Origin of the sequence: Streptomyces sp. NPDC058401 (genome assembly GCF_042722885.1) — a bacterium.
Taxonomy (GTDB): domain Bacteria; phylum Actinomycetota; class Actinomycetes; order Streptomycetales; family Streptomycetaceae; genus Streptomyces.
The window spans coordinates 1-18,230 of the sequence record NZ_JBHXKA010000153.1 but is presented as its reverse complement, the minus strand read 5'-3'; the positions used below and the strand labels follow the sequence as shown (position 1 = coordinate 18,230).

Here is an 18,230-nt window from a genome sequence, read left to right as displayed (position 1 = left end):
CCCGCCGCGCCCACCCGGGGGCCCCGCTGGGGGGCCCGCCCCCCCCGGGCCCGCCCCGCCCCTGCGGCGTTATGCCGCCCAGTGCGCCAGCGCGTCGAAGTCGGCCCGGACCAGCCCGATCCGCTCGTCGATCCGCAGCAGCAGTGCGTGTGCGGGGTGGAGCTGGTCCACGTACGCGCGGTCCATGTCCCTGATGTCGTCGTCGATCCAGGCGAAGGGCCGCCCGCCCGCGTACTCCAGGATGTACTGGGTCTTCCAGAACGTCCCGCGCGGTGCGCGCCCGTGCATCTGGGGCCAGTCGATCCAGGGCAGCTCGGGCAGGCCCAGGTGCGGGCCTATCCACTCGTTCGCCTCGCCCTTCCACGTGGTCGCCCAGACGAGCTCGTACGCCTCCGCGAGCGCGAGCAGCTCCGCCCCGTGGTCCGGATTCAGCCAGACCCGCAGGGGCTTCGCGCTCTCGGCGGCGGTCCAGCCCGTCGGGCGCATCCGGTGGGTGCGGTAGCCCTCGGGGCGCCGCTGGGGCTTGGCCGCGTAGGGGTTCAGCGGGCCGTCGACGTCGATCAGCAGCAGGGGCTTCGGATTCATTTCGGCAGGATTCCTTCCGGTGCCCGAAGGGGCACCTCATTTGTTTGATGAGACGGCTCGATGAGACGTCAACGTCTCATTCGGGTTATGCTTGTCTCATGGCTATGGATCGTGACCAGGTGCTCCGCGCCGCCGCCGCGCTGCTCTCCCGCAAGTCGACCGCCACGATGGACGAGGTCGCGAGGGCCGCCGGCATCGGCCGCGCGACCCTCCACCGGCACTTCGCCGGGCGCGACGCCCTCGTACGGGCGCTCGAAGAGCTCGGCATCCGGGAGTTCGAGGTGGCCTTCGACAACGCCCGGCTCGACGAGGACACGGCGATCGACGCGCTCCGCAGGCTCGTCGCCGAATCGGAGCCCAACGCCGAGCTGCTGGCCTTCCTCGTCACCGAGAACCAGCTCTTCGAGGGAGACCAGGTCAACGAGGGCTGGGCCCGCCTCGACGCCCGCGTCGGTGCCCTCTTCCGGCGCGGCCAGCAGGAGGGCGACATCCGGATCGACCTGAGCTCCGCCTGGCTCACCGAGGCCCTTTACAGCCTCATCGGCGCCTGCGCCTGGGCCGTCATGGACGGCCGGGTCGCGGCCAAGGACTTTCAGTACATGATCACCGAGTTGCTGCTCGGTGGCGCACGACGGAGTGTGGAGAAATGAGCCGTACCGAACAGCTGACCCGGACGCAGGGGGCGGAGGGCCGCCGGCGCGGGCGCTGGCTCGCCCTCTCCGTGCTCGTGCTGGCCGTCCTGCTGGTCGCCGTCGACGCCACCGTACTCGGCCTCGCCACGCCCGCCCTCAGCGAGGACCTGAAGCCCTCGGGCACCCAGCTCCTGTGGATCGGCGACATCTACTCCTTCGTCATCGCCGGCCTGCTCGTCTCCATGGGCTCCCTCGGCGACCGGATCGGCCGCAAGAAGCTCCTCCTCGTCGGCGCGACCGCCTTCGGCGCCGTCTCGGTCCTCAACGCCTACGCCACCAGCCCCGAGATGATGATCGTCGCCCGGGCCCTGCTCGGCGTGGCCGGCGCCACCCTGATGCCCTCGACCCTCGCGCTGATCCGCAACATCTTCCACGACCCCAAGGAGCGCAGCCTCGCCATCGGCATCTGGGGCGCCACCGCCTCGGCCGGCGCGGCCGTCGGCCCGGTGGTCGGCGGAGCCCTGCTCCAGCACTTCTGGTGGGGCTCGGTCTTCCTCATCAACCTCCCCGTGATGATCGTCCTGGTCATCGTCGGCATCAAGCTGCTGCCCGAGTCCAAGAACCCGGTCGCCGGCCCCTGGGACCTGTTCAGCGTCGGGCTCTCCCTCGTCGGCATCATCGGCGTGGTCTACGCCGTCAAGCAGGTCGCCACCCACGGCCTCGGCTGGGAGGTCTGGGCGGCCGCCGCCATCGGAGCGGGCGCGCTCTACACCTTCGTACGGCGCCAGTTCACGCTGCCGTCCCCGCTCCTCGACATGCGGCTCTTCCGGCACCGCGGGTTCTCCGGCGCGGTCCTCGCCGACCTGCTCACCGTCTTCGGCCTGTCCGGACTGGTCTTCTTCCTCTCCCAGTTCCTCCAGCTCGTCCAGGGCCGCGAGCCGCTGGAAGCGGGCCTGGCCGAACTGCCCGCCGCCGTCGGCGCCGTGGTCACCGGCCTGGTCGCGGGCAGGTACGCCCGCAAGTACGGGGTACGGGTCATCGTCACCGGAGGCCTCGCCGCCATCGGCATCGCGCTGGCCGCACTGACCGTGATCCACAAGGAGACCGGCTACCCGCTGCTCGGCGCCGCCCTGCTCATCGTCGGCCTCGGCGCCGGCTTCTCCTTCACGGTCACCGCCGACGTGATCCTCTCCAGCGTCCCCAAGGAGCAGGCCGGTTCCGCCTCGGCCGTCTCCGAGACCGCCTACGAACTGGGCGCCGCCCTCGGCATCGCCCTGCTCGGCTCGGTCGTCACCGGCGTCTACCAGAGCTTCACCGCCCCGGCCTCCGTCTCCGGCCCCGTCGCCGACGCCGCCCACGAATCGCTCGGCGGCGCCGTCGAAGCGGCCAAGTCACTGGACCCGCAGACCGCCCAGCAGATGGTCGGCGCCGCCCAGGAGGCCTTCGTGGACGGCCTGCGACTGGCCTCCGGCGTCGGCGCGGCCGTCCTGCTGGCCACCGCGGTGGCCGCCTGGTTCCTCCTCAAGGGGCAGGAGCTCCAGGACGGCATCGAGCACTGACGCTGCGCCAGGGAGTGGTGTTCCGCACGGAGTTGACAGTCCGCCGACGTGCGGGACACCATCCCGGCGATGGAGATCAACGACTTGACCCCGGCGGAGCGCCGCGTATGGGACGCCTTTCCCCTCGGGGAGCGCGTCGACTTCTGCGAGGGCCCCGACGAGGACGCCTCCGAGGGCGTCGGCTGGGGCCCGGAGCGGACCGTACGCGCCGAGGTGCTCACCGCCCTGCTGCTGAACGGCAGTTCCGCCGCCGGCCAGGTCGCGGGCCTCAACGTCCGGGGCGTGCGGATCACCGGCAAGCTCAACCTCAAGTACGCCGTCGTCGACCACGCGATCCGGCTGCGCGGCTGCTGGTTCGAGCGCAAGCCGCTGATCTACGGGGCCAAGTTGCGGGCCCTGGTCCTGTCGGACTCCGCGCTGCCCGGACTGACCGGAGCCACCGTCGCCGTCGACGTCGTGCTGCGGCTCTCCTGCTGCCGCATCACCGGGCCGGTGCGGCTCGCCGGCGCCCGGATAGCCGGCGGGCTCTTCCTCACCCGGGCCGTCATCGGCACGCCAGGCGCGGACGAGTCCGAGGAGCCCCCGCTCCAGTTCAACCACGCCGACATCGGCACCGACGTCATCGCCCCGGGACTCACCGTCCACGGCCAGACCCGCATCAACGGCGCCACCGTCGGCGGCCAGATCAACCTCGACGACGCCCGGCTCCTCGCCCCCGGCGGCACCGCCCTGCACGCCGAGACCCTGACCGTCGGCACCGACCTGCGCGCCATGCGGCTGGAGGCCCGCGGCCGGGTCAACCTGAGCGGCTCCCGGATACCCGGCCAGCTCAACCTCGCCTACGCCCGACTCGTCAACCCCGGCGGCGTCGCCCTGCGCGTCTCCAGCTGCCTCGCCGGCGAGGTGTGGCTGCGCTCCTGCCCGACCGTCCAGGGCGCCGTGAACCTGCGCCGCTCCACCTTCGACCTGCTGCACGTCCCGCCCGCGACCTGGCCCGCGCAGATCCGGATCGACGGGCTGACGTACCGCACGCTCGCCCCGCACCTGCCCGCCGAACAGCGACTGCCCGCCCTGGAGCGCGAGGAGTCCGGCTACCTCCCCTACGCCTACGAGCAACTGGCCACGGCCTACCGCACGGTCGGCGACGAGGCGGGTGCCCGGACCGTGCAGCTCGCCAAGCTGCGCCGGCACCGCCGCACCCTGCCCCGGCACGCGCGCGTGTGGGGGCTGCTCCAGGACGCCACCGTGGGCTACGGCTTCCGGCCGCTGCGCGCCGCGGGCTGGCTGCTGGCGCTGCTGCTCACGGGGACGCTCGCGTACTGGTTCCACCACCCCCGGGAGCTGAAGGCGGGGGAGTCGCCGGAATTCAATCCGGTCTTCTACACGATCGACCTGATGCTGCCGATCATCGGCTTCGGCCAGGAAGAGGCCTTCGCGCCGGACGGCTGGTACCAGTGGCTGTCGTACCTGCTGATCGTGACCGGCTGGGTCCTCGCCACGACGACCGCGGCGGGCGTCAGCCGGTCACTGCAACGGCAGTAGGAGAGCTACGCGGCCTTCGCCTTGGTCGCGTACATGTCCACGTACTCCTGGCCGGAGAGCCGCATGACCTCGGCCATCACCGAGTCGGTGACGGCGCGCAGCACGTAGCGGTCGCGGTCCATGCCCTCGTAGCGGGAGAACTCCATCGGCTCGCCGAACCGGACGGTGACCCGGCCCGGGCGCGGCATTCCGGCGCCGCCGGGCTGCAGCTTGTCGGTGCCGATCATCGCGAAGGGGACGACGGGCGCGCCGGTCATCAGGGTCAGCCGGGCGATGCCGGTGCGGCCGCGGTAGAGGCGGCCGTCGGGGGAGCGGGTGCCCTCGGGGTAGATGCCGAAGATCTTGCCCTCTTCGAGGATGCGGCGGCCGGTCATCAGGGCGGCGACGCCGCCGTTGGCCCCGTCGCGGTCCACGGGGATCATGCCGGCGCCGGTGAAGAACCAGGCCATGGCGCGGCCCTTGATGCCCTTGCCGGTCACGTACTCGTCCTTGCCGATGAAGTGGACCGTGCGGTCGCACACCAGCGGCAGGATCATCGAGTCGATGAAGGTGAGGTGGTTGCCCGCGAGGATCACCGGCCCGGTGCCCGGAATGTTCTCGATGCCCTCGACACGGGTGCGGAACATCAGGCGCATGACGGGTCCGACAGTGGCTTTGATCAGGCGCGTACGGAACAACGTGGGCCCTCCGGCATCGAAAAGCTAGGGTTCTCGCACCCACCACGCGGCGGTAGTGCAGGTGAGGACGATACTCGCGGGTCCGGTCTGATCGCACATCGGGTTCACGAGGTGGATACGCAGTGTTGACGCGCGTTTCCGCCGTGTTCCGCCCGCGCACCCCCGCACGCCACCGCCGGTTGCCTACCATCGGCACGCGGATTCGGGCCGCAGGCCCCGGAGATCCCGGGACGCCCGGCCCTTGTCCGAGGGGGAGTGGCACTCATGACGCAGGGTGGGGCAGCGCGGCGCACGGTACTGGGCGCGGCCGTCGTGGCGGCGGGCGGAGCCTTCGGTGGACTCGCGGCGGGCGCCGGTCCGGCGGCAGCCGCGGAGAGCGGCCACGGGGGAGGGCAGGGAGCAGGGCAGGGCGGCGGTTACCGGGACCTGCCGGTGCCGACGGTCATCGGACACCGGGGAGCCAGCGGCTACCGGCCCGAGCACACGCTCGGGTCCTACCAGCTCGCGCTGGACCTCGGCGCCGACGTCGTCGAACAGGACCTCGTGCCCACCAGGGACGGCCACCTGGTGTGCCGCCACGAGAACGAGATCGGCGGCACGACCGACGTCGCCGACCACCCCGGGTTCGCCTCCCGCAAGACCACCAAGACGGTCGACGGGGTCGCGGTCACCGGCTGGTTCACCGAGGACTTCACCCTCGCCGAGCTCAAGACCCTGCGCGCGAAGGAACGCATCCCCGCCCTCCGGCAGCGCAACACCCTCTACGACGGCCGCTGGGACGTCCCCACCTTCGAAGAGGTGCTCCGCTGGGCCGACCGCGAGGGCCGGCGGCGCGGCAAGCGCGTGTGGCTGCACGTGGAGACCAAGCACCCCAGCTACTTCCGCGGCCTCGGCCTCGCCCTGGAGGAGCCCCTCGCCAGGCTGCTGCGCCGCTACGGCCGCGACGGCCGGGGCGCGCCGCTCTTCCTGCAGTCCTTCGAACCCTCCAGCATCCAGCGGCTCTCCCGGCTGGTGTCCGCCCCGCGCGTGGTGCTCCTCTCGGCGGCGGGCACCCGCCCGTGGGACTTCGAGCTGGCCAAGGACCCCCGGACGGTCGCCGATCTGGTGAAGCCCGAGGGGCTCCGGTGGATCGCCGGCTTCGCCCAGGGCATCGGCCCGACCATGGACCTGATCCTGCCGCGCGACGCCGCCGGCAAGCTCGGCGCCCCGACCACCCTGGTCGCGGACGCCCACGCACAGGGGTTGATCCTGCACCCCTACACCGCGCGCAACGAGAACAGCTTCCTGCCGGCCGAGTTCCGCAAGGGCACCGACCCGACGGCCTACGGGGACGCCTTCGGCGCCTTCAAGGCCTACTTCGACCAGGGCATCGACGGGATCTTCACCGACCAGCCCGACACCGGCCTGCTCGCGGCGGAGGCCTTCCGCCCCGGCCGCGGCGCCAAGGCCTAGGCGTCAGCGCCTCAGGCGTCAACACCTGACCGGAGCTTCTCGTACGAGTGGGCCGTGCCCGGCGGGGAAACCGCCCGGCACGGCCTTCGCGTCCCGCCCGGCATGGACCTGCTGAAGGCTGATCTCCCCGACCTGTTCGAAACGCTCCGCCCGCTGCTCTCCGCGGAAGCCGCCGCCGAGACCGCCGGCACCGGGGTGGACGCCGCCGACGTGGAACAAGCCGTCTGGGTCAGGCTGCTGGAGCACCGCCGCATCCCCGCCGAACCCGCCGACTGGCTGCGCCGGGCGGTGCGCGGGGAGGCCCGCCGGGCGCGCCGCCGGGCCCGGCGCGAAGTCCCGTATGACCGGCAGTCCGTGCACGGCGGGCCCGGCGCGGGCACCCGTAGCAGCACGGGCGCGGAACCGGAAGACGCCCTCCTGCACGGCGAGGCGAACCGGGCCCTCCGATCGGCGGTCGCCCGATTGCCCGGAAGGTGTCCGGAGCTCATGAGGGCACTTCTGTCGCCCAGGGACCTCACTTACCGTGAAATCGCAGGAGAGTTGGGTATCTCACAAGGAAGTTTGGGGCCCGTCCGTTCCCGTTGCCTGGGATGTCTGCGCAGAATGCTGGCCGTAGAGGTTGCGGCTCCCGCCCTGCGGGGAATGGAGCGGTAGACCAGAAGGCCACCAGGTGAGCGGGAGGCATGCGCACATGGGCATGAGCGTGACCATTTCGGCGGCAACTGCCGAGGATGCCGAGCAGATCATCAAACTGCAGTATCTGGCGTTCCAGAGCGAGGCCGAGCTGTACGGCAACTACCGCATCCAGCCGCTCACCCAGTCCCTGGACTCCCTCAAGGCCGAACTGGCCTCGGACACCGTGCTGGTGGCCCGGCTCGGCGAGGAGATCGTCGGCGCCGTGCGCGGCACCGTCGACGAGGAGGGCACCGGCAAGATCGCCAAGCTCTGCGTGCACCCGCGGCTCCAGGGCCACGGCCTCGGCGCCCGGCTGCTGGGCGCGGTCGAGGCGGCCCTGTCCGGCAACGACGCGACCACCCGCTTCCGGCTGTTCACCGGCCACAAGAGCGAGTCGAACCTGCGGCTCTACCGCAAGGCCGGCTACACCCAGGTCGGCGGGCGCACCGCGTCCGACGGCGTCCGCCTGGTGATCCTGGAGAAGGAGGCCAAGGAGGCCACCGACTTCGCGGTCAGCGCCTGAGGCCCAACGCCCGAGCCCCGGCGCCTAGCGCTTGGCCCTGAGCCAGAGCATCCCGGTGATCGGCAGGATCACCGGGATGAACAGGTAGCCCATCCCGAAGTCCGACCACACGGTCGCGTCGGGGAAGGCCTCGGGCCGCACCAGGGTCCAGGTGCCCACGACGAGTACGCCGGCCAGCTCGGCGGCGCAGCAGATCCGCGCCGCCTTGCGGGCCGTCTCCCCGCCGCGCACGAGCGAGTACGTGATGAAGGCGTAGACCAGCGCGGCCACGGCCGACAGCGAGTACGCGAGCGGCGCCCGGTCGAACTCGGTGGAGATCTGGTAGATCGAGCGCGAGACCGCGCCGACGGTGATCACTCCGTAGAACCAGACCAGCAGCACGCCGGGCCCGGTCACCAGTCGCTTGCGCCCGGCCGGCGGGGTGGCGGCGGCCGTGGCGTCCGTGTCGGTATCAGGCACCGGTGTTTCCCCAGATGTCGTAGAGCCGTACTTCGAGGACGGCGAGGACGACCGCTCCCGCGGCCACCGTCACCGAGCCCCATTTGGTCCGCTCGCTCAGCGAGAGCAGCCCCGCCGCCGGGATGGTCGCGAAGGCGCCCACCAGGTAGGCCAGGAAGAGCACCGTGCCCTGGCCGGGCTTCTCGCCGCGGGCGAGCTGGACCAGGCCGATCACCAGCTGGGCCAGGACCAGGACGGTCACCACGGCCATGCCGATGAAGTGCCAGTCCTTGGTCGGCTGGTCCCGCCAGGCGGCGAAACCGCACCAGGCGGCGAGGGCGAGTGCGGCCACGCCGATGGCGACCGTCAGGGCGTCGAGCATGCAGCGAGGGTATTACGGGCCGAAAGACCCGATGCGCTCACCCCTGCCCCCGGGCTTTCCTGGAAGGTATGAACCTGCTGCACGGGAAGCTCGGCCCGCAATTCGACGCGCTGCTGTTCGACAACGACGGCACGCTCATCTCCTCGATGGAGTCGGTGCACCGCTGCTGGACCCGCTGGGCCCGGGAGTACGGCATCACCGAGGAGGACTTCGCCGCGGTGGAACTCCACGGCCGCCCGGCCGCGGAGATCATCGCCGACCTCCTGCCCGAGGACGTACGGGCCGGGGCGCTCGCCCGGATCGAGGTGCTGGAGACCGAGGACGTGGCGGGCGGCGTGGTCCTGCTCCCCGGTACCAAGGAGCTGCTCTCCGCCCTCCCCGCCGGCCGCTGGGCCGTGGTCACCTCCGCGACCCGTCCGCTGGCCGAGGCCCGGCTGCGGGAGGTCGGGATCGACTACCCGGAGATGGTGGCCGCCGACGACATCACCCGCGGCAAGCCCGACCCGGAGCCCTTCCTGCTGGCGGCCGCCCGGCTCGGGGTGGACCCGGCCCGCTGCGCGGTCTTCGAGGACGCCCCCGCCGGCCTGGCCGCGGGCCGTGCCGCGGGGATGACCACCGTGGCCTTGACCACAACGCACCCGGCCTCCGAACTCGACGCGGACGTGGTCGTCAGGGACCTCTCGGCCGTGTCCGTACTGGTCGGAGCCGATGGACTGACCATCGAGACAGATGATCGGTCCTGACCACACCTGTCCGGTATGCGGCCGAAATCCGTCCGCTATTCGGACACCTTTGATCGGTGACGGGGAACGTCTGGTTTACTGGGGCCCATGACCACGACGAGCAGCCGCACCCTTGCGACCGAGGCGACGATGACGCCCGGTGCTCGTTGTATGTGTCGAATGCGCGCCTTCTGAGGGCCCCTGCCCCAGGTCTCACGCCCCGAAGCGAGACCGGCCGAGCAGCTCCCGGCACCCCCGTGTGAACCCGGAACGCTCCTGCCCGCGCATGCGCCGAAGCCGTCGATTTACGTTTTTTTCGGCGGGTTGCCCCGTATCGCGTCCCCAGATGTTTGCCCCGTGCCCGGCACCCGCTGCGCCGCGCACTCGACAGCGACGGAAATCCTGTGATCACCACATCGGGCCTCACGAAGGTCTACCAGTCCCGTGGCCGCGAGGTCACCGCCCTGGACGGCGTCGACCTGCACGTCCGCCAGGGCGAGGTCTACGGAGTCATCGGCCAGAGCGGCGCCGGAAAGTCCTCCCTGATCCGCTGCGTGAACCTGCTGGAGCGCCCCACCACCGGCACGGTGTCCGTCGACGGGGTCGACCTCACCGCCCTCGCCGGCCGGGGCCGCCGCGCCGGCAAGGAGCTCCGCGAGGCCCGCAGCCGCATCGGCATGGTCTTCCAGCACTTCAACCTGCTGTCCTCGCGCACCGTCCAGGGCAACATCGAACTGCCCCTGGAGATCCTCGGGGTCTCCGGCCGCGAGCGCTCCCGCAAGGCCGCCGAACTGCTCGACCTCGTCGGCCTCGCCGACAAGGCCAAGTCCTACCCCGGCCAGCTCTCCGGCGGACAGAAGCAGCGCGTCGGCATCGCCCGCGCCCTGGCCGGCGACCCCAAGGTGCTGCTCTCCGACGAGGCCACCAGCGCCCTGGACCCCGAGACCACCCGCCAGATCCTCCAGCTGCTGCGCGACCTCAACCGCCAGCTGGGCCTGACCGTCCTGCTCATCACGCACGAGATGGACGTGGTCAAGTCCGTCTGCGACTCGGCCGCCCTCATGCGGCAGGGGCGGATCGTCGAGGCCGGCAAGGTCACCGAGCTGCTGGCCACCCCCGGCTCCGAGCTCGCCCACGAACTGTTCCCGCTGACCGGGTCCGCGACCACCGCGGAGCACACGGTCATCGACGTCACCTTCCACGGCGAGACCGCGACCCAGCCGGTCATCTCCCAGCTGGCCCGCACCTACAACATCGACATATCGATCCTCGGCGCCGCGATGGACACCGTCGCAGGCCGGCAGATCGGCCGCATGCGCATCGAGCTGCCCGGCCGCTACGAGGACAACGTCGTACCCGTCGGCTTCCTGCGCGAGCAGGGCCTGCAGGTGGATGTCGTAGAGGCGGAGACGGACGTCGACGGCGAACTGGCCGAGCTGGTCAAGGATGGTGCGAAGTGACCTGGTCCGAAATGCAGCCGCTGCTCACGCAGGGCACCTTCGACACCCTCTACATGGTGTTGTGGTCCGCCCTCGTGACCATCCTGGGCGGACTGCCCATCGGCATCCTGCTCGTCCTCACCGACAAGGGCGGCCTGCTCCAGAACCGCGCGGTCAACAAGATCCTCGGCGTGATCGTGAACATGGGCCGCTCGCTCCCGTTCATCATCCTGCTGATCTTCCTGATCCCGGTCACCACGGCGATCGTCGGCACCTTCATCGGCCCCACCGCCATGATCGTCCCGCTCGCCATCGGCGCCATCCCCTTCTTCGCCCGGCTCGTCGAGACCGCCGTCCGCGAGGTGGACCACGGCCTGGTCGAAGCCGTCGAGTCCATGGGCGGCGGCATCCCGACCCTGGTCGGCAAGGTGCTCCTCCCGCAGGCGCTGCCCTCGCTGATCGCGGCCGTCACCACCACCGTGATCACCCTGATCGGCTACTCGGCCATGGCCGGCGCGGTCGGCGGCGAAGGCCTCGGCTCCAAGGCCATCACGTACGGCTTCCAGCGCTTCGAGACCGGCTTCATGATCGCCACCGTCGTGGTGCTGATCGTGCTCGTCACGGTGATCCAGCTCATCGGCGACGGCGTGGTACGCCTCCTCGCGCGGCGCGGTCGGACAGCCTGAACCGGCCCGAGCCGGACATACACCAACTTTCCCCAAGAAAGCCCGCACTTGTCGTGCTTGGGCCGTCATCCATACAGCAAGACGCAAGAAAGGCACTCTTCGTGCGCAAGAACATCAAGCTCACCGCCCTCGCCGCCACCGTCTCGGCGCTCGCCCTCGGACTCACCGCCTGCGGCAGCTCCTCGGACCCGTCCTCCACCAAGGCCGACGGCGGCAAGACCGACGAGAGCAAGCCCCTGGTCATCGCGGCCTCTCCCTCCCCGCACGCGGACATCCTGAAGTTCGTCCAGGACAACCTCGCGGCCAAGGAAGGCCTCAAGCTGGAGGTGAAGGAGTTCACGGACTACGTCCTGCCGAACACCGCCACCCAGCAGGGCCAGGTCGACGCCAACTACTTCCAGCACGTGCCGTACCTCGACGACTTCAACAAGAAGAACGGCACCGACATCGTGCCCGTCGTGAACGTGCACCTGGAGCCCCTGGGCCTGTACTCCAAGAAGGACAAGGCCCTCACCGACATCAAGGCCGGCCAGACCATCGCCGTCCCCAACGACCCCACCAACGAGGGCCGCGCGCTCCAGCTGCTCGCCGCGAACAACCTCATCACCCTCAAGGAGGGTGTCGGCACCGCCGCCAAGCTGTCCGACATCACCGACAAGAAGGGCCTGGAGTTCAAGGAGCTGGAGGCCGCCACGGTCCCGCGCGCCCTGAACGACGTGGACGCCGCCGTCATCAACGGCAACTACGCCATCGAGGCCAAGCTCGTCCCCGCCAAGGACGCCCTCGTCCTGGAGAAGGCCGAGGGCAACCCCTACGCCAACATCCTGGCGGTCAAGAAGGGCAACGAGAACGACCCCCGGATCCAGAAGCTCGCCAAGCTCCTGAACTCCGACGAGGTCAAGAAGTTCATCGACGACAAGTACCAGGGCTCGGTCATCCCGGCCTTCGGCAAGCCGGCCGCCTGATCCAGGCCGACAGCACCGGGCCGGCCCGATCCGGCCGGCCCGCCCGGCCCCGTACGCCCCACCGGTGTACGGGGCCCCGTGCTGCCCGCTTCCGGGCAGCCCGGCCCTGCACATCCCCAGGCCGATGCTGCATGCTGTGGCCTACGACCCGCCGCTGCGGACCGTATACACGGACCCGCGCCACGGTCGCCCCGCATCACGGTCGCACCACGGTCTCAGGCTTGGAGCTGCGCATGACTACCACCTTCCCGGACGTCACCATCAGCACGGACCGGCTGGTGCTGCGCCCCTTCGAGGAAGAAGACGTCACCGCGCTCGCCGAGATGATGAACGACGAACACGTCACCGCCTGGACCTCCGTCCCGCACCCCTACACCTACGCCGACGCCGTCACCTGGGCCACGAAGAGCGCCCACGCGGAGCGCACCGAAGGCCGCGGGATCGTCTTCGCCGTCACCGAGTTCCTCACCCAGCGGCTCGTCGGCATCGTGCACCTCCAGGACACCGACTGGCGCGCCCGCACCACCGAGGTCGGCTACGTCACCGCCCCCTGGGCCCGCGGCGAGGGCTACGCCAGCGAGTCCGTCCGCGCCCTGGCCCGCTGGCTCTTCACCGACCAGGGCTTCGAACGCCTCGAACTGCGCACCGCCGCCGACAACACCGCCTCCCAGCAGGTGGCCCAGAAGACCGGTTGCATCAGTGAAGGCGTCCTGCGCAACGCCTGCATAGTGCGCACCCAGAACCCCGACGGATCCTGGTCCGACACCCGCAGCGACCTCATCGTCTGGGGCCTGGTCCCCGAGGACCTCGACGAGGACGGCGACGGCTACCCCGGCTACGCGGACGGCTACTCCGACGGATACTCCGACACCTACGGAGACGGCTACTCGGACGGCTACTCCGTGGGCTACGCGGAACCCCGCGCCGAGGCGCGCGAGGACTACCGCATCGAGCCCGCGCACGCGAACGACGCGAACGGCTACGCCCTCTTCTCGGACCGGAACTGACCGGACGACCGGGTAGTCTCACGAAGCCCACCCCCCCCTGACGAAGCGACGAAGCTCCGCCCCGCACCGGCAGCCGCCTGGCAGGGCCCGCTCCCACACCAGGAGACTGACGACGATGGCCGACCGGGTCACGGTGATCGGCTGGGACGGCTCCCCCCTGACCGCGGCAGCCCGGTCCGCGCTCTCCGCCGCCACCCTGGTGGCCGGCGCCGCCCACCACCTCGCGCTCCCCGAAGTCCCGCCCGCGGCCGAACGCGTGCGCCTGGGCAGCCTGCCCCTCGCCGCCCGCCGGATCGCCGGCCACCGCGGCACCGCCGTCGTCCTCGCCGACGGGGACCCCGGCTTCTTCGGCGTCGTACGGACCCTGCGCGCCCCGGAACACGGCCTGGAGGTCGAGGTCGTACCGGCCGTCTCCGCCGTCGCCGCCGCCTTCGCCCGCGCCGGGATGCCCTGGGACGACGCCCAGGTCGTCGTCGCCCACAGCCGCACCCTGCGCCGGGCCGTCAACGTCTGCCGCGCCCACCCCAAGGTCGCCGTCATCACCTCGCCCGGCGCCGGTCCCGCCGAACTGGCCCTGCTGCTCGAAGGAGTCCACCGCACCTTCGTCATCTGCGAGGAACTGGGCACCGACAAGGAACAGGTCACCGTCCTCACCTCCGACAAGGCCGCCGACCACAGCTGGCGCGACCCCAACGTGGTCATCGTCATCGGCGGTACCGGACCGGCCGCCACCACCGCCGAACCGGCCTGGCTGCTCGGCCGGAGCGCGGCCCCGGCCGCCGGACGGGGCTGGGCCCGCCCGCAGATCGACGTGGGAGAAGGCGAGTCCACCCAGCTGCGCGCGGCCCAGCTCGCCCGGCTCGGGCCGCGCACCGGAGACCTCGTCTGGGACATCGGCTCGGGCTCCGGAGCCCTCGCCGTGGACGCCGCCGCCCTCGGCGCCGCCGTCATCGCCGTCGACGCCGACCGGCACGCCTGCGACCGCACGGCCGCCGCCGCCCGGGCCCGGGGCGTACAGCTCCAGGTCGTCAACGGCCGCGCCCCGCACGTCCTGGAGACCCTGCCCGAACCCGACGTCGTCCGCGTCGGCGGCGGCGGAGCCCCGGTCGTCGCCGCCGTCGCCGACCGGCGCCCCGAACGGATCGTCAGCCACGCCTCCACCCGCGACGAGGCCGAGGCCATCGGACGGGTCCTGACCGAGGGCGGATACACCGTCGAGTGCGCGCTGCTCCAGTCCGTCGCCCTGGACACCCGTACCTGGACCGAACAACAGCGCTCCGTGGTGTTCCTGCTGGCCGCCGAACGCCCCGTTCACCGCCCGGACCGACCCTAGCCACGAGCCCGGGGTAGGCTGGCCGATCGTCACACCGCCCGGACGATTCGGGCACGGGCTCCGGCTGGACGCGCGACGTGGCGCAGTCCACAGAGGACCGTGGCGGTTATGGCCGACACGGTGGCGAACGGGCAGGACAATACTTACTGGTTGTCGTGCGGGCGTACGTGAGGCCTCGTGGGCGACCGGGCAGTCGAAGAGGCAACACCGATGGGCGAGGGGTACGCATGACTGACACCGGCCAGGTTCCGGGCGAGGGTTTCCCGGACAGCACGGGCATGGTGGATCAGCAGGGCGTCCCCGCCCCGGTTCCCCTGTCCTCCCCGGCGACCGGGAGCTACGCCTTCCAGGACCTCGTGGACAACCCGGCCGAGCCGGAGGACGAGGAACTGCTGCTGATGCCGAGCAGCCAGGGCGCGTGGAGCGACCCCCAGGTCGTCCCGCCGGTGCCCGCCTTCCCCGAGTTCCCCGAGCCCTCCGCGTACGTGGACGCCCCCTACGCCGACTTCGCGGGGGCCCCGGAGTACCAGCAGCCCCACCCGGGGCAGCTCCCGGTCCCGGAGGCCCCGCTCGGCTACGAGAGCGCCGGCTACCCGCAGCAGTCCTTCGACGGGCAGCAGTTCGCGGAGCAGTCCTTCGACGGCCGGCAGTTCGCCGGGCAGCCCGCCTTCACCGATGTCTCCTACGCCGACGCCTCCTACGGCGGCGCCGGCGCGCACGAGGCCGGCGGCCGGGATTCCGGCGCGCTCGACCTCAGCGGCCTCGTGGCCCCGCAGGCCATGGCGCAGCCCCAGTCCCCGGCGGCCCCCGTCGCCCCGGCCCCGGTGCGGCGCCCGCTGCACATGGGCCCGCCCGTGCCCGAGGCCACCGGCGGAGTCGTACGGTCCCTCGCGGACCGCGGCCCCGCCGCGGCGCCGGCGCCCGCGCAGAGCCCGCTGCAGGCCCCGGCCCCGCAGGCCGCGCCCGTGCCGGTACCGGTCGACTCCGTGCCCTCTTCTCCCGTCGCCGCCGAGCCCGTGGCCGCTCCCGCCCCCGCCCCTGCCTTCGGCACCCCGGCGATGCCCGTCCCGGTGCGCCAGTCCGGGCCGCCGACCACGGGGCTCGAGTACCTGGACTTCACGCAGGCCGGGGCCGAGCAGGTGCCTGGCCAGGAGCCGCAGCCCGTCGAGATCCCGGTGCAGGCCGGGACGCCGTGGAGCGTGGAGCCGGCTCCGGAAGCCCCGGCGGAGCCCGTGGCCGAGCCGGTGGCCGAGGCCGCGGCGGAGCCCGTCGCCGAGCCCGCCGCGGAGCTGCCGGCCGAGCCCGTCGCCTTCGCCGGGCCCGAGCCGGTCCTCGTCCAGGAGCCCGAGTCCGTGCCCGTGCCCGTGGTGGAGCCCGTGGCCGAGCCGGTGCCCGCCGCCGTGCCCGTCGCCGTCGCCGAGCCGGTGCTCGCCGAGCCCGCGCCGCAGCCCGTGGCCGAGCCCGTCACCTTCGCAGAGCCCGAGGCCGCCCTCGTGGCGGAAGCCGAGCCCGTGGCGGCTCCGGAGGCCGCGGCCGAGGCCCCTGCTGCCGCCGTTGCCATCGCCGTCGGGCCGGAGTCCGAGCCGGTCGCGGAAGCGGAGCAGGAGCAGGAGCAGGCGCCGCAGTCCGCAGAAACGGTGGTCCAGGCCGAGGAGCCGGAGCCCCTGCCCGAGCCCGCCCCCGTCGTGGCCGCCGAGTCCGAGCCGGCCGCGGTCGCGGAGACCGGCGTGCCGCTGGACGTGGACGCCGTACAGGCCCCCGAGGCCGGAACCGGGCCGGAGCCCGAGCTTCAGCCCGAGCCGGCCGCCGAGCCGGAAGCGGAGCCCGAGGCCCCGGTCACCGAGGCGGCCCCCGGATACGCCGACGCCGAGCGCGAGGCCGTCCTGCGCGTCATGCGCGAGCGCCGCGACATCCGCAAGGGCTTCCGCCGGGACCCCATCCCGCACGAGGTGCTGCTGCGCGTCCTGGAGGCGGCCCACACCGCCCCCAGCGTCGGCCACTCCCAGCCGTGGGACTTCGTCGTCATCAAGTCCGCGGAGACCCGCCGGACGATGCACGAGCTCGCCGAGCGGCAGCGCGAGGCCTACGCGAAGTCGCTGCCCAAGGGCCGCGCCAAGCAGTTCAAGGAACTCAAGATCGAGGCCATCCTCGACACCCCGGTGAACATCGTGGTCACCGCCGACCCCACCCGTGGCGGCCGCCACACCCTGGGCCGGCACACCCAGCCGCAGATGGCCCCGTACTCCTCGGCCCTCGCCGTGGAGAACCTCTGGCTCGCGGCGCGCGCCGAAGGCCTCGGGGTCGGCTGGGTCAGCTTCTTCGACGAGCGAGAGATGGTCCGCGAGCTCGGCCTCCCCGAGCACCTGGAGGTCGTCGCGTACCTGTGCGTCGGCTACGTGGACGAGTTCCCCGACGAGCCCGAGCTCGCGCAGGCCGGCTGGTCGCAGCGGCGGCCCCTCGCCTGGGTCGTGCACGAGGAGACGTACGGGCGCCGCGCGCTGCCCGGCGAGGAGCCGCACGACCTGCTCTCCGAGACGGTCGCCAGCATCCGCCCGCTCGACGCGAAGGCGCTCGGCGAGGCCTGGGAGCGGCAGAAGCGCATGACCAAGCCCGCCGGGGCCCTGGGCATGCTCGAAATCATCTCGGCCCAGCTGTCCGGCCTCTCGCGGGTCTGCCCGCCGCCGATCCCGGAGCCCGCCGCGGTCGCGATCTTCGCGGGTGACCACGGCGTGCACGCCCAGGGGGTCACCCCGTGGCCCCAGGAGGTCACCATGCAGATGGTGGCCAACTTCCTGGGCGGCGGCGCGGTGTGCAACGCGTTCGCCAACCAGGTGGGCGCCGAGGTCTGCGTGATCGACGTCGGCGTAGCCGGAGACCTCCCGGCCACGCCGGGCCTGCTCCCGCGCAAGATCCGCCCCGGCACCGCCGACCTGTCGGTCGGGCCGGCGATGACCCGCGAGGAAGCCGTCGCGGCCATCGAGGTCGGCATCGAGACGGCCCGCGACCTGGTCGCGGCGGGCAACAAGGCCCTCCTGACGGGCGAGATGGGCATCGCCAACACCACGGTGTCGGCGGCCCTGATCTCGGTCTTCACCGGGGTGGACCCGGGCGAGGTCACCGGCCGGGGCACGGGCATCAACGACGAGACGCACGCCCGCAAGGTCGAGGTCGTCCGCCGCGCCCTGGAACTCCACCAGCCGGACCCGGCGGACCCCATCGGCGTCCTGGCGGCCGTCGGCGGCCTGGAGCACGCGGCGATCGTGGGCCTCCTCCTCGGCGGAGCGTCCCTGCGGACCCCGGTGATCCTGGACGGCGTCAGCGCCGGCGCGGCCGCCCTGGTGGCCCGGGCGATCGCCCCGGAGTCCCTGTCCGCCTGCATCGCGGGACACCGCAGCGCGGAGCCGGGCCACGTGGCCGCCCTGAACAAGCTCGGCCTGCGCCCGCTGGTCGACCTGGACCTGCGCCTCGGCGAGGGCACGGGCGCCCTGCTGGCGCTGCCGCTGGTGCAGAGCGCCGCGCGGGCGATGCACGAGGTGGCCACCTTCGACTCGGCGGGTGTCACGGAGAAGTAGCCAGGGCTGTATCCATCCCCTCCGGCGTTTGAGGAGCGGGG

General features: G+C 72.2%; 17 protein-coding genes. 13 read left to right on the top strand and 4 right to left on the bottom strand.

Annotated features, from left to right (window positions below; translation table 11 throughout):
* Positions 1 to 69: 69 nt before the first annotated feature.
* Positions 70 to 585: an HAD domain-containing protein gene (locus tag ACFWNV_RS34610; RefSeq protein ID WP_383954776.1), complete on the bottom strand. Its 516-nt coding sequence runs from the start codon at positions 583 to 585 to the stop codon at positions 70 to 72.
* Between the two features lie 98 nt (positions 586 to 683).
* Here ACFWNV_RS34610 and ACFWNV_RS34605 point away from each other — a divergent pair, with 98 nt between their 5' ends.
* From ACFWNV_RS34605 to ACFWNV_RS34595, 3 genes are all read left to right on the top strand, one after another.
* A complete protein-coding gene (locus ACFWNV_RS34605) occupies positions 684 to 1,235 on the top strand; it encodes a TetR/AcrR family transcriptional regulator (RefSeq protein ID WP_383954774.1) in 552 nt (183 codons plus the stop codon).
* The gene (locus tag ACFWNV_RS34600) at positions 1,232 to 2,776 is read left to right on the top strand and encodes an MFS transporter (protein ID WP_383954772.1); all 1,545 of its coding nucleotides are present in this window, start codon (positions 1,232 to 1,234) and stop codon (positions 2,774 to 2,776) included. The genes ACFWNV_RS34605 and ACFWNV_RS34600 overlap by 4 nt, the downstream gene beginning before the upstream one ends.
* A 69-nt stretch (positions 2,777 to 2,845) precedes the next feature.
* Entirely contained in the window at positions 2,846 to 4,318 is a 1,473-nt protein-coding gene (locus ACFWNV_RS34595; RefSeq protein WP_383954770.1) for a membrane-associated oxidoreductase, read from the top strand.
* A 5-nt stretch (positions 4,319 to 4,323) separates the two neighbouring features.
* Here ACFWNV_RS34595 and ACFWNV_RS34590 read toward each other — a convergent pair whose 3' ends face one another.
* Positions 4,324 to 4,944 carry a 1-acyl-sn-glycerol-3-phosphate acyltransferase gene (locus ACFWNV_RS34590; protein ID WP_267756847.1) on the bottom strand — a complete coding sequence of 207 codons (621 nt, stop codon included), beginning with the start codon at positions 4,942 to 4,944 and terminating at the stop codon, positions 4,324 to 4,326.
* Positions 4,945 to 5,259: 315 nt separating this feature from the next.
* Here ACFWNV_RS34590 and ACFWNV_RS34585 point away from each other — a divergent pair, with 315 nt between their 5' ends.
* The 3 genes from ACFWNV_RS34585 to ACFWNV_RS34575 all read left to right on the top strand — a co-directional run bounded on the left by ACFWNV_RS34585 (position 5,260) and on the right by ACFWNV_RS34575 (position 7,645).
* Positions 5,260 to 6,447, top strand: coding sequence for a glycerophosphodiester phosphodiesterase (locus ACFWNV_RS34585; RefSeq protein ID WP_383954767.1), 1,188 nt, complete (start codon positions 5,260 to 5,262; stop codon positions 6,445 to 6,447).
* Between the two features lie 102 nt (positions 6,448 to 6,549).
* Entirely contained in the window at positions 6,550 to 7,101 is a 552-nt protein-coding gene (locus ACFWNV_RS34580; protein WP_383954765.1) for an RNA polymerase sigma factor, read from the top strand.
* Between the two features lie 37 nt (positions 7,102 to 7,138).
* Complete coding sequence (locus tag ACFWNV_RS34575; RefSeq protein WP_383954763.1) at positions 7,139 to 7,645, top strand: GNAT family N-acetyltransferase; 507 nt, start codon at positions 7,139 to 7,141, stop codon at positions 7,643 to 7,645.
* Between the two features lie 24 nt (positions 7,646 to 7,669).
* Here ACFWNV_RS34575 and ACFWNV_RS34570 read toward each other — a convergent pair whose 3' ends face one another.
* Both ACFWNV_RS34570 and ACFWNV_RS34565 read right to left on the bottom strand, forming a co-directional pair.
* Positions 7,670 to 8,104: a hypothetical protein gene (locus ACFWNV_RS34570; RefSeq protein WP_383954761.1), complete on the bottom strand. Its 435-nt coding sequence runs from the start codon at positions 8,102 to 8,104 to the stop codon at positions 7,670 to 7,672.
* Positions 8,097 to 8,465 carry a hypothetical protein gene (locus tag ACFWNV_RS34565; RefSeq protein WP_327251839.1) on the bottom strand — a complete coding sequence of 123 codons (369 nt, stop codon included), beginning with the start codon at positions 8,463 to 8,465 and terminating at the stop codon, positions 8,097 to 8,099. Before ACFWNV_RS34565 ends, ACFWNV_RS34570 begins: the two co-directional genes overlap by 8 nt.
* A gap of 68 nt (positions 8,466 to 8,533) precedes the next feature.
* On the opposite strand from ACFWNV_RS34565, the gene ACFWNV_RS34560 reads away from it, so the two are divergent.
* From ACFWNV_RS34560 to cobT, 7 genes are all read left to right on the top strand, one after another.
* A complete protein-coding gene (locus tag ACFWNV_RS34560; protein ID WP_383954758.1) occupies positions 8,534 to 9,208 on the top strand; it encodes an HAD-IA family hydrolase in 675 nt (224 codons plus the stop codon).
* A gap of 383 nt (positions 9,209 to 9,591) precedes the next feature.
* Positions 9,592 to 10,647 (top strand): methionine ABC transporter ATP-binding protein, encoded by a 1,056-nt coding sequence (locus tag ACFWNV_RS34555; protein WP_383954756.1) that lies wholly within the window; start codon positions 9,592 to 9,594, stop codon positions 10,645 to 10,647.
* The gene (locus ACFWNV_RS34550; RefSeq protein ID WP_266910281.1) at positions 10,644 to 11,312 is read left to right on the top strand and encodes a methionine ABC transporter permease; all 669 of its coding nucleotides are present in this window, start codon (positions 10,644 to 10,646) and stop codon (positions 11,310 to 11,312) included. The genes ACFWNV_RS34555 and ACFWNV_RS34550 overlap by 4 nt, the downstream gene beginning before the upstream one ends.
* Positions 11,313 to 11,413: 101 nt before the next feature.
* Entirely contained in the window at positions 11,414 to 12,277 is an 864-nt protein-coding gene (locus tag ACFWNV_RS34545) for a MetQ/NlpA family ABC transporter substrate-binding protein (RefSeq protein ID WP_383954754.1), read from the top strand.
* Between the two features lie 233 nt (positions 12,278 to 12,510).
* Entirely contained in the window at positions 12,511 to 13,284 is a 774-nt protein-coding gene (locus ACFWNV_RS34540) for a GNAT family N-acetyltransferase (protein WP_383954752.1), read from the top strand.
* 115 nt (positions 13,285 to 13,399) lie between these two features.
* Positions 13,400 to 14,617: a precorrin-6y C5,15-methyltransferase (decarboxylating) subunit CbiE gene (gene cbiE / locus ACFWNV_RS34535; protein ID WP_383954750.1), complete on the top strand. Its 1,218-nt coding sequence runs from the start codon at positions 13,400 to 13,402 to the stop codon at positions 14,615 to 14,617.
* A 227-nt stretch (positions 14,618 to 14,844) separates the two neighbouring features.
* Positions 14,845 to 18,189, top strand: a complete 3,345-nt coding sequence (gene cobT / locus ACFWNV_RS34530) for a nicotinate-nucleotide--dimethylbenzimidazole phosphoribosyltransferase (RefSeq protein WP_383954748.1) — start codon at positions 14,845 to 14,847, stop codon at positions 18,187 to 18,189.
* Positions 18,190 to 18,230: the final 41 nt, after the last annotated feature.

Excerpts from the sequence above, each read along its gene's own strand:
- ACFWNV_RS34590 (WP_267756847.1), bottom strand. The coding sequence starts at position 4,944 with ATGTTCCGCACCCGTGTCGAGGGCATCGAGAACATTCCGGGCACCGGG.
- ACFWNV_RS34565 (WP_327251839.1), bottom strand. The coding sequence starts at position 8,465 with ATGCTCGACGCCCTGACGGTCGCCATCGGCGTGGCCGCACTCGCCCTC.
- ACFWNV_RS34575 (WP_383954763.1), top strand. The coding sequence starts at position 7,139 with ATGGGCATGAGCGTGACCATTTCGGCGGCAACTGCCGAGGATGCCGAG.
- ACFWNV_RS34595 (WP_383954770.1), top strand. The coding sequence starts at position 2,846 with ATGGAGATCAACGACTTGACCCCGGCGGAGCGCCGCGTATGGGACGCC.
- ACFWNV_RS34605 (WP_383954774.1), top strand. The coding sequence starts at position 684 with ATGGCTATGGATCGTGACCAGGTGCTCCGCGCCGCCGCCGCGCTGCTC.
- ACFWNV_RS34540 (WP_383954752.1), top strand. The coding sequence starts at position 12,511 with ATGACTACCACCTTCCCGGACGTCACCATCAGCACGGACCGGCTGGTG.
- ACFWNV_RS34585 (WP_383954767.1), top strand. The coding sequence starts at position 5,260 with ATGACGCAGGGTGGGGCAGCGCGGCGCACGGTACTGGGCGCGGCCGTC.
- cobT (WP_383954748.1), top strand. The coding sequence starts at position 14,845 with ATGACTGACACCGGCCAGGTTCCGGGCGAGGGTTTCCCGGACAGCACG.
- ACFWNV_RS34610 (WP_383954776.1), bottom strand. The coding sequence starts at position 585 with ATGAATCCGAAGCCCCTGCTGCTGATCGACGTCGACGGCCCGCTGAAC.
- ACFWNV_RS34600 (WP_383954772.1), top strand. The coding sequence starts at position 1,232 with ATGAGCCGTACCGAACAGCTGACCCGGACGCAGGGGGCGGAGGGCCGC.
- cbiE (WP_383954750.1), top strand. The coding sequence starts at position 13,400 with ATGGCCGACCGGGTCACGGTGATCGGCTGGGACGGCTCCCCCCTGACC.
- ACFWNV_RS34580 (WP_383954765.1), top strand. The coding sequence starts at position 6,550 with ATGGACCTGCTGAAGGCTGATCTCCCCGACCTGTTCGAAACGCTCCGC.
- ACFWNV_RS34560 (WP_383954758.1), top strand. The coding sequence starts at position 8,534 with ATGAACCTGCTGCACGGGAAGCTCGGCCCGCAATTCGACGCGCTGCTG.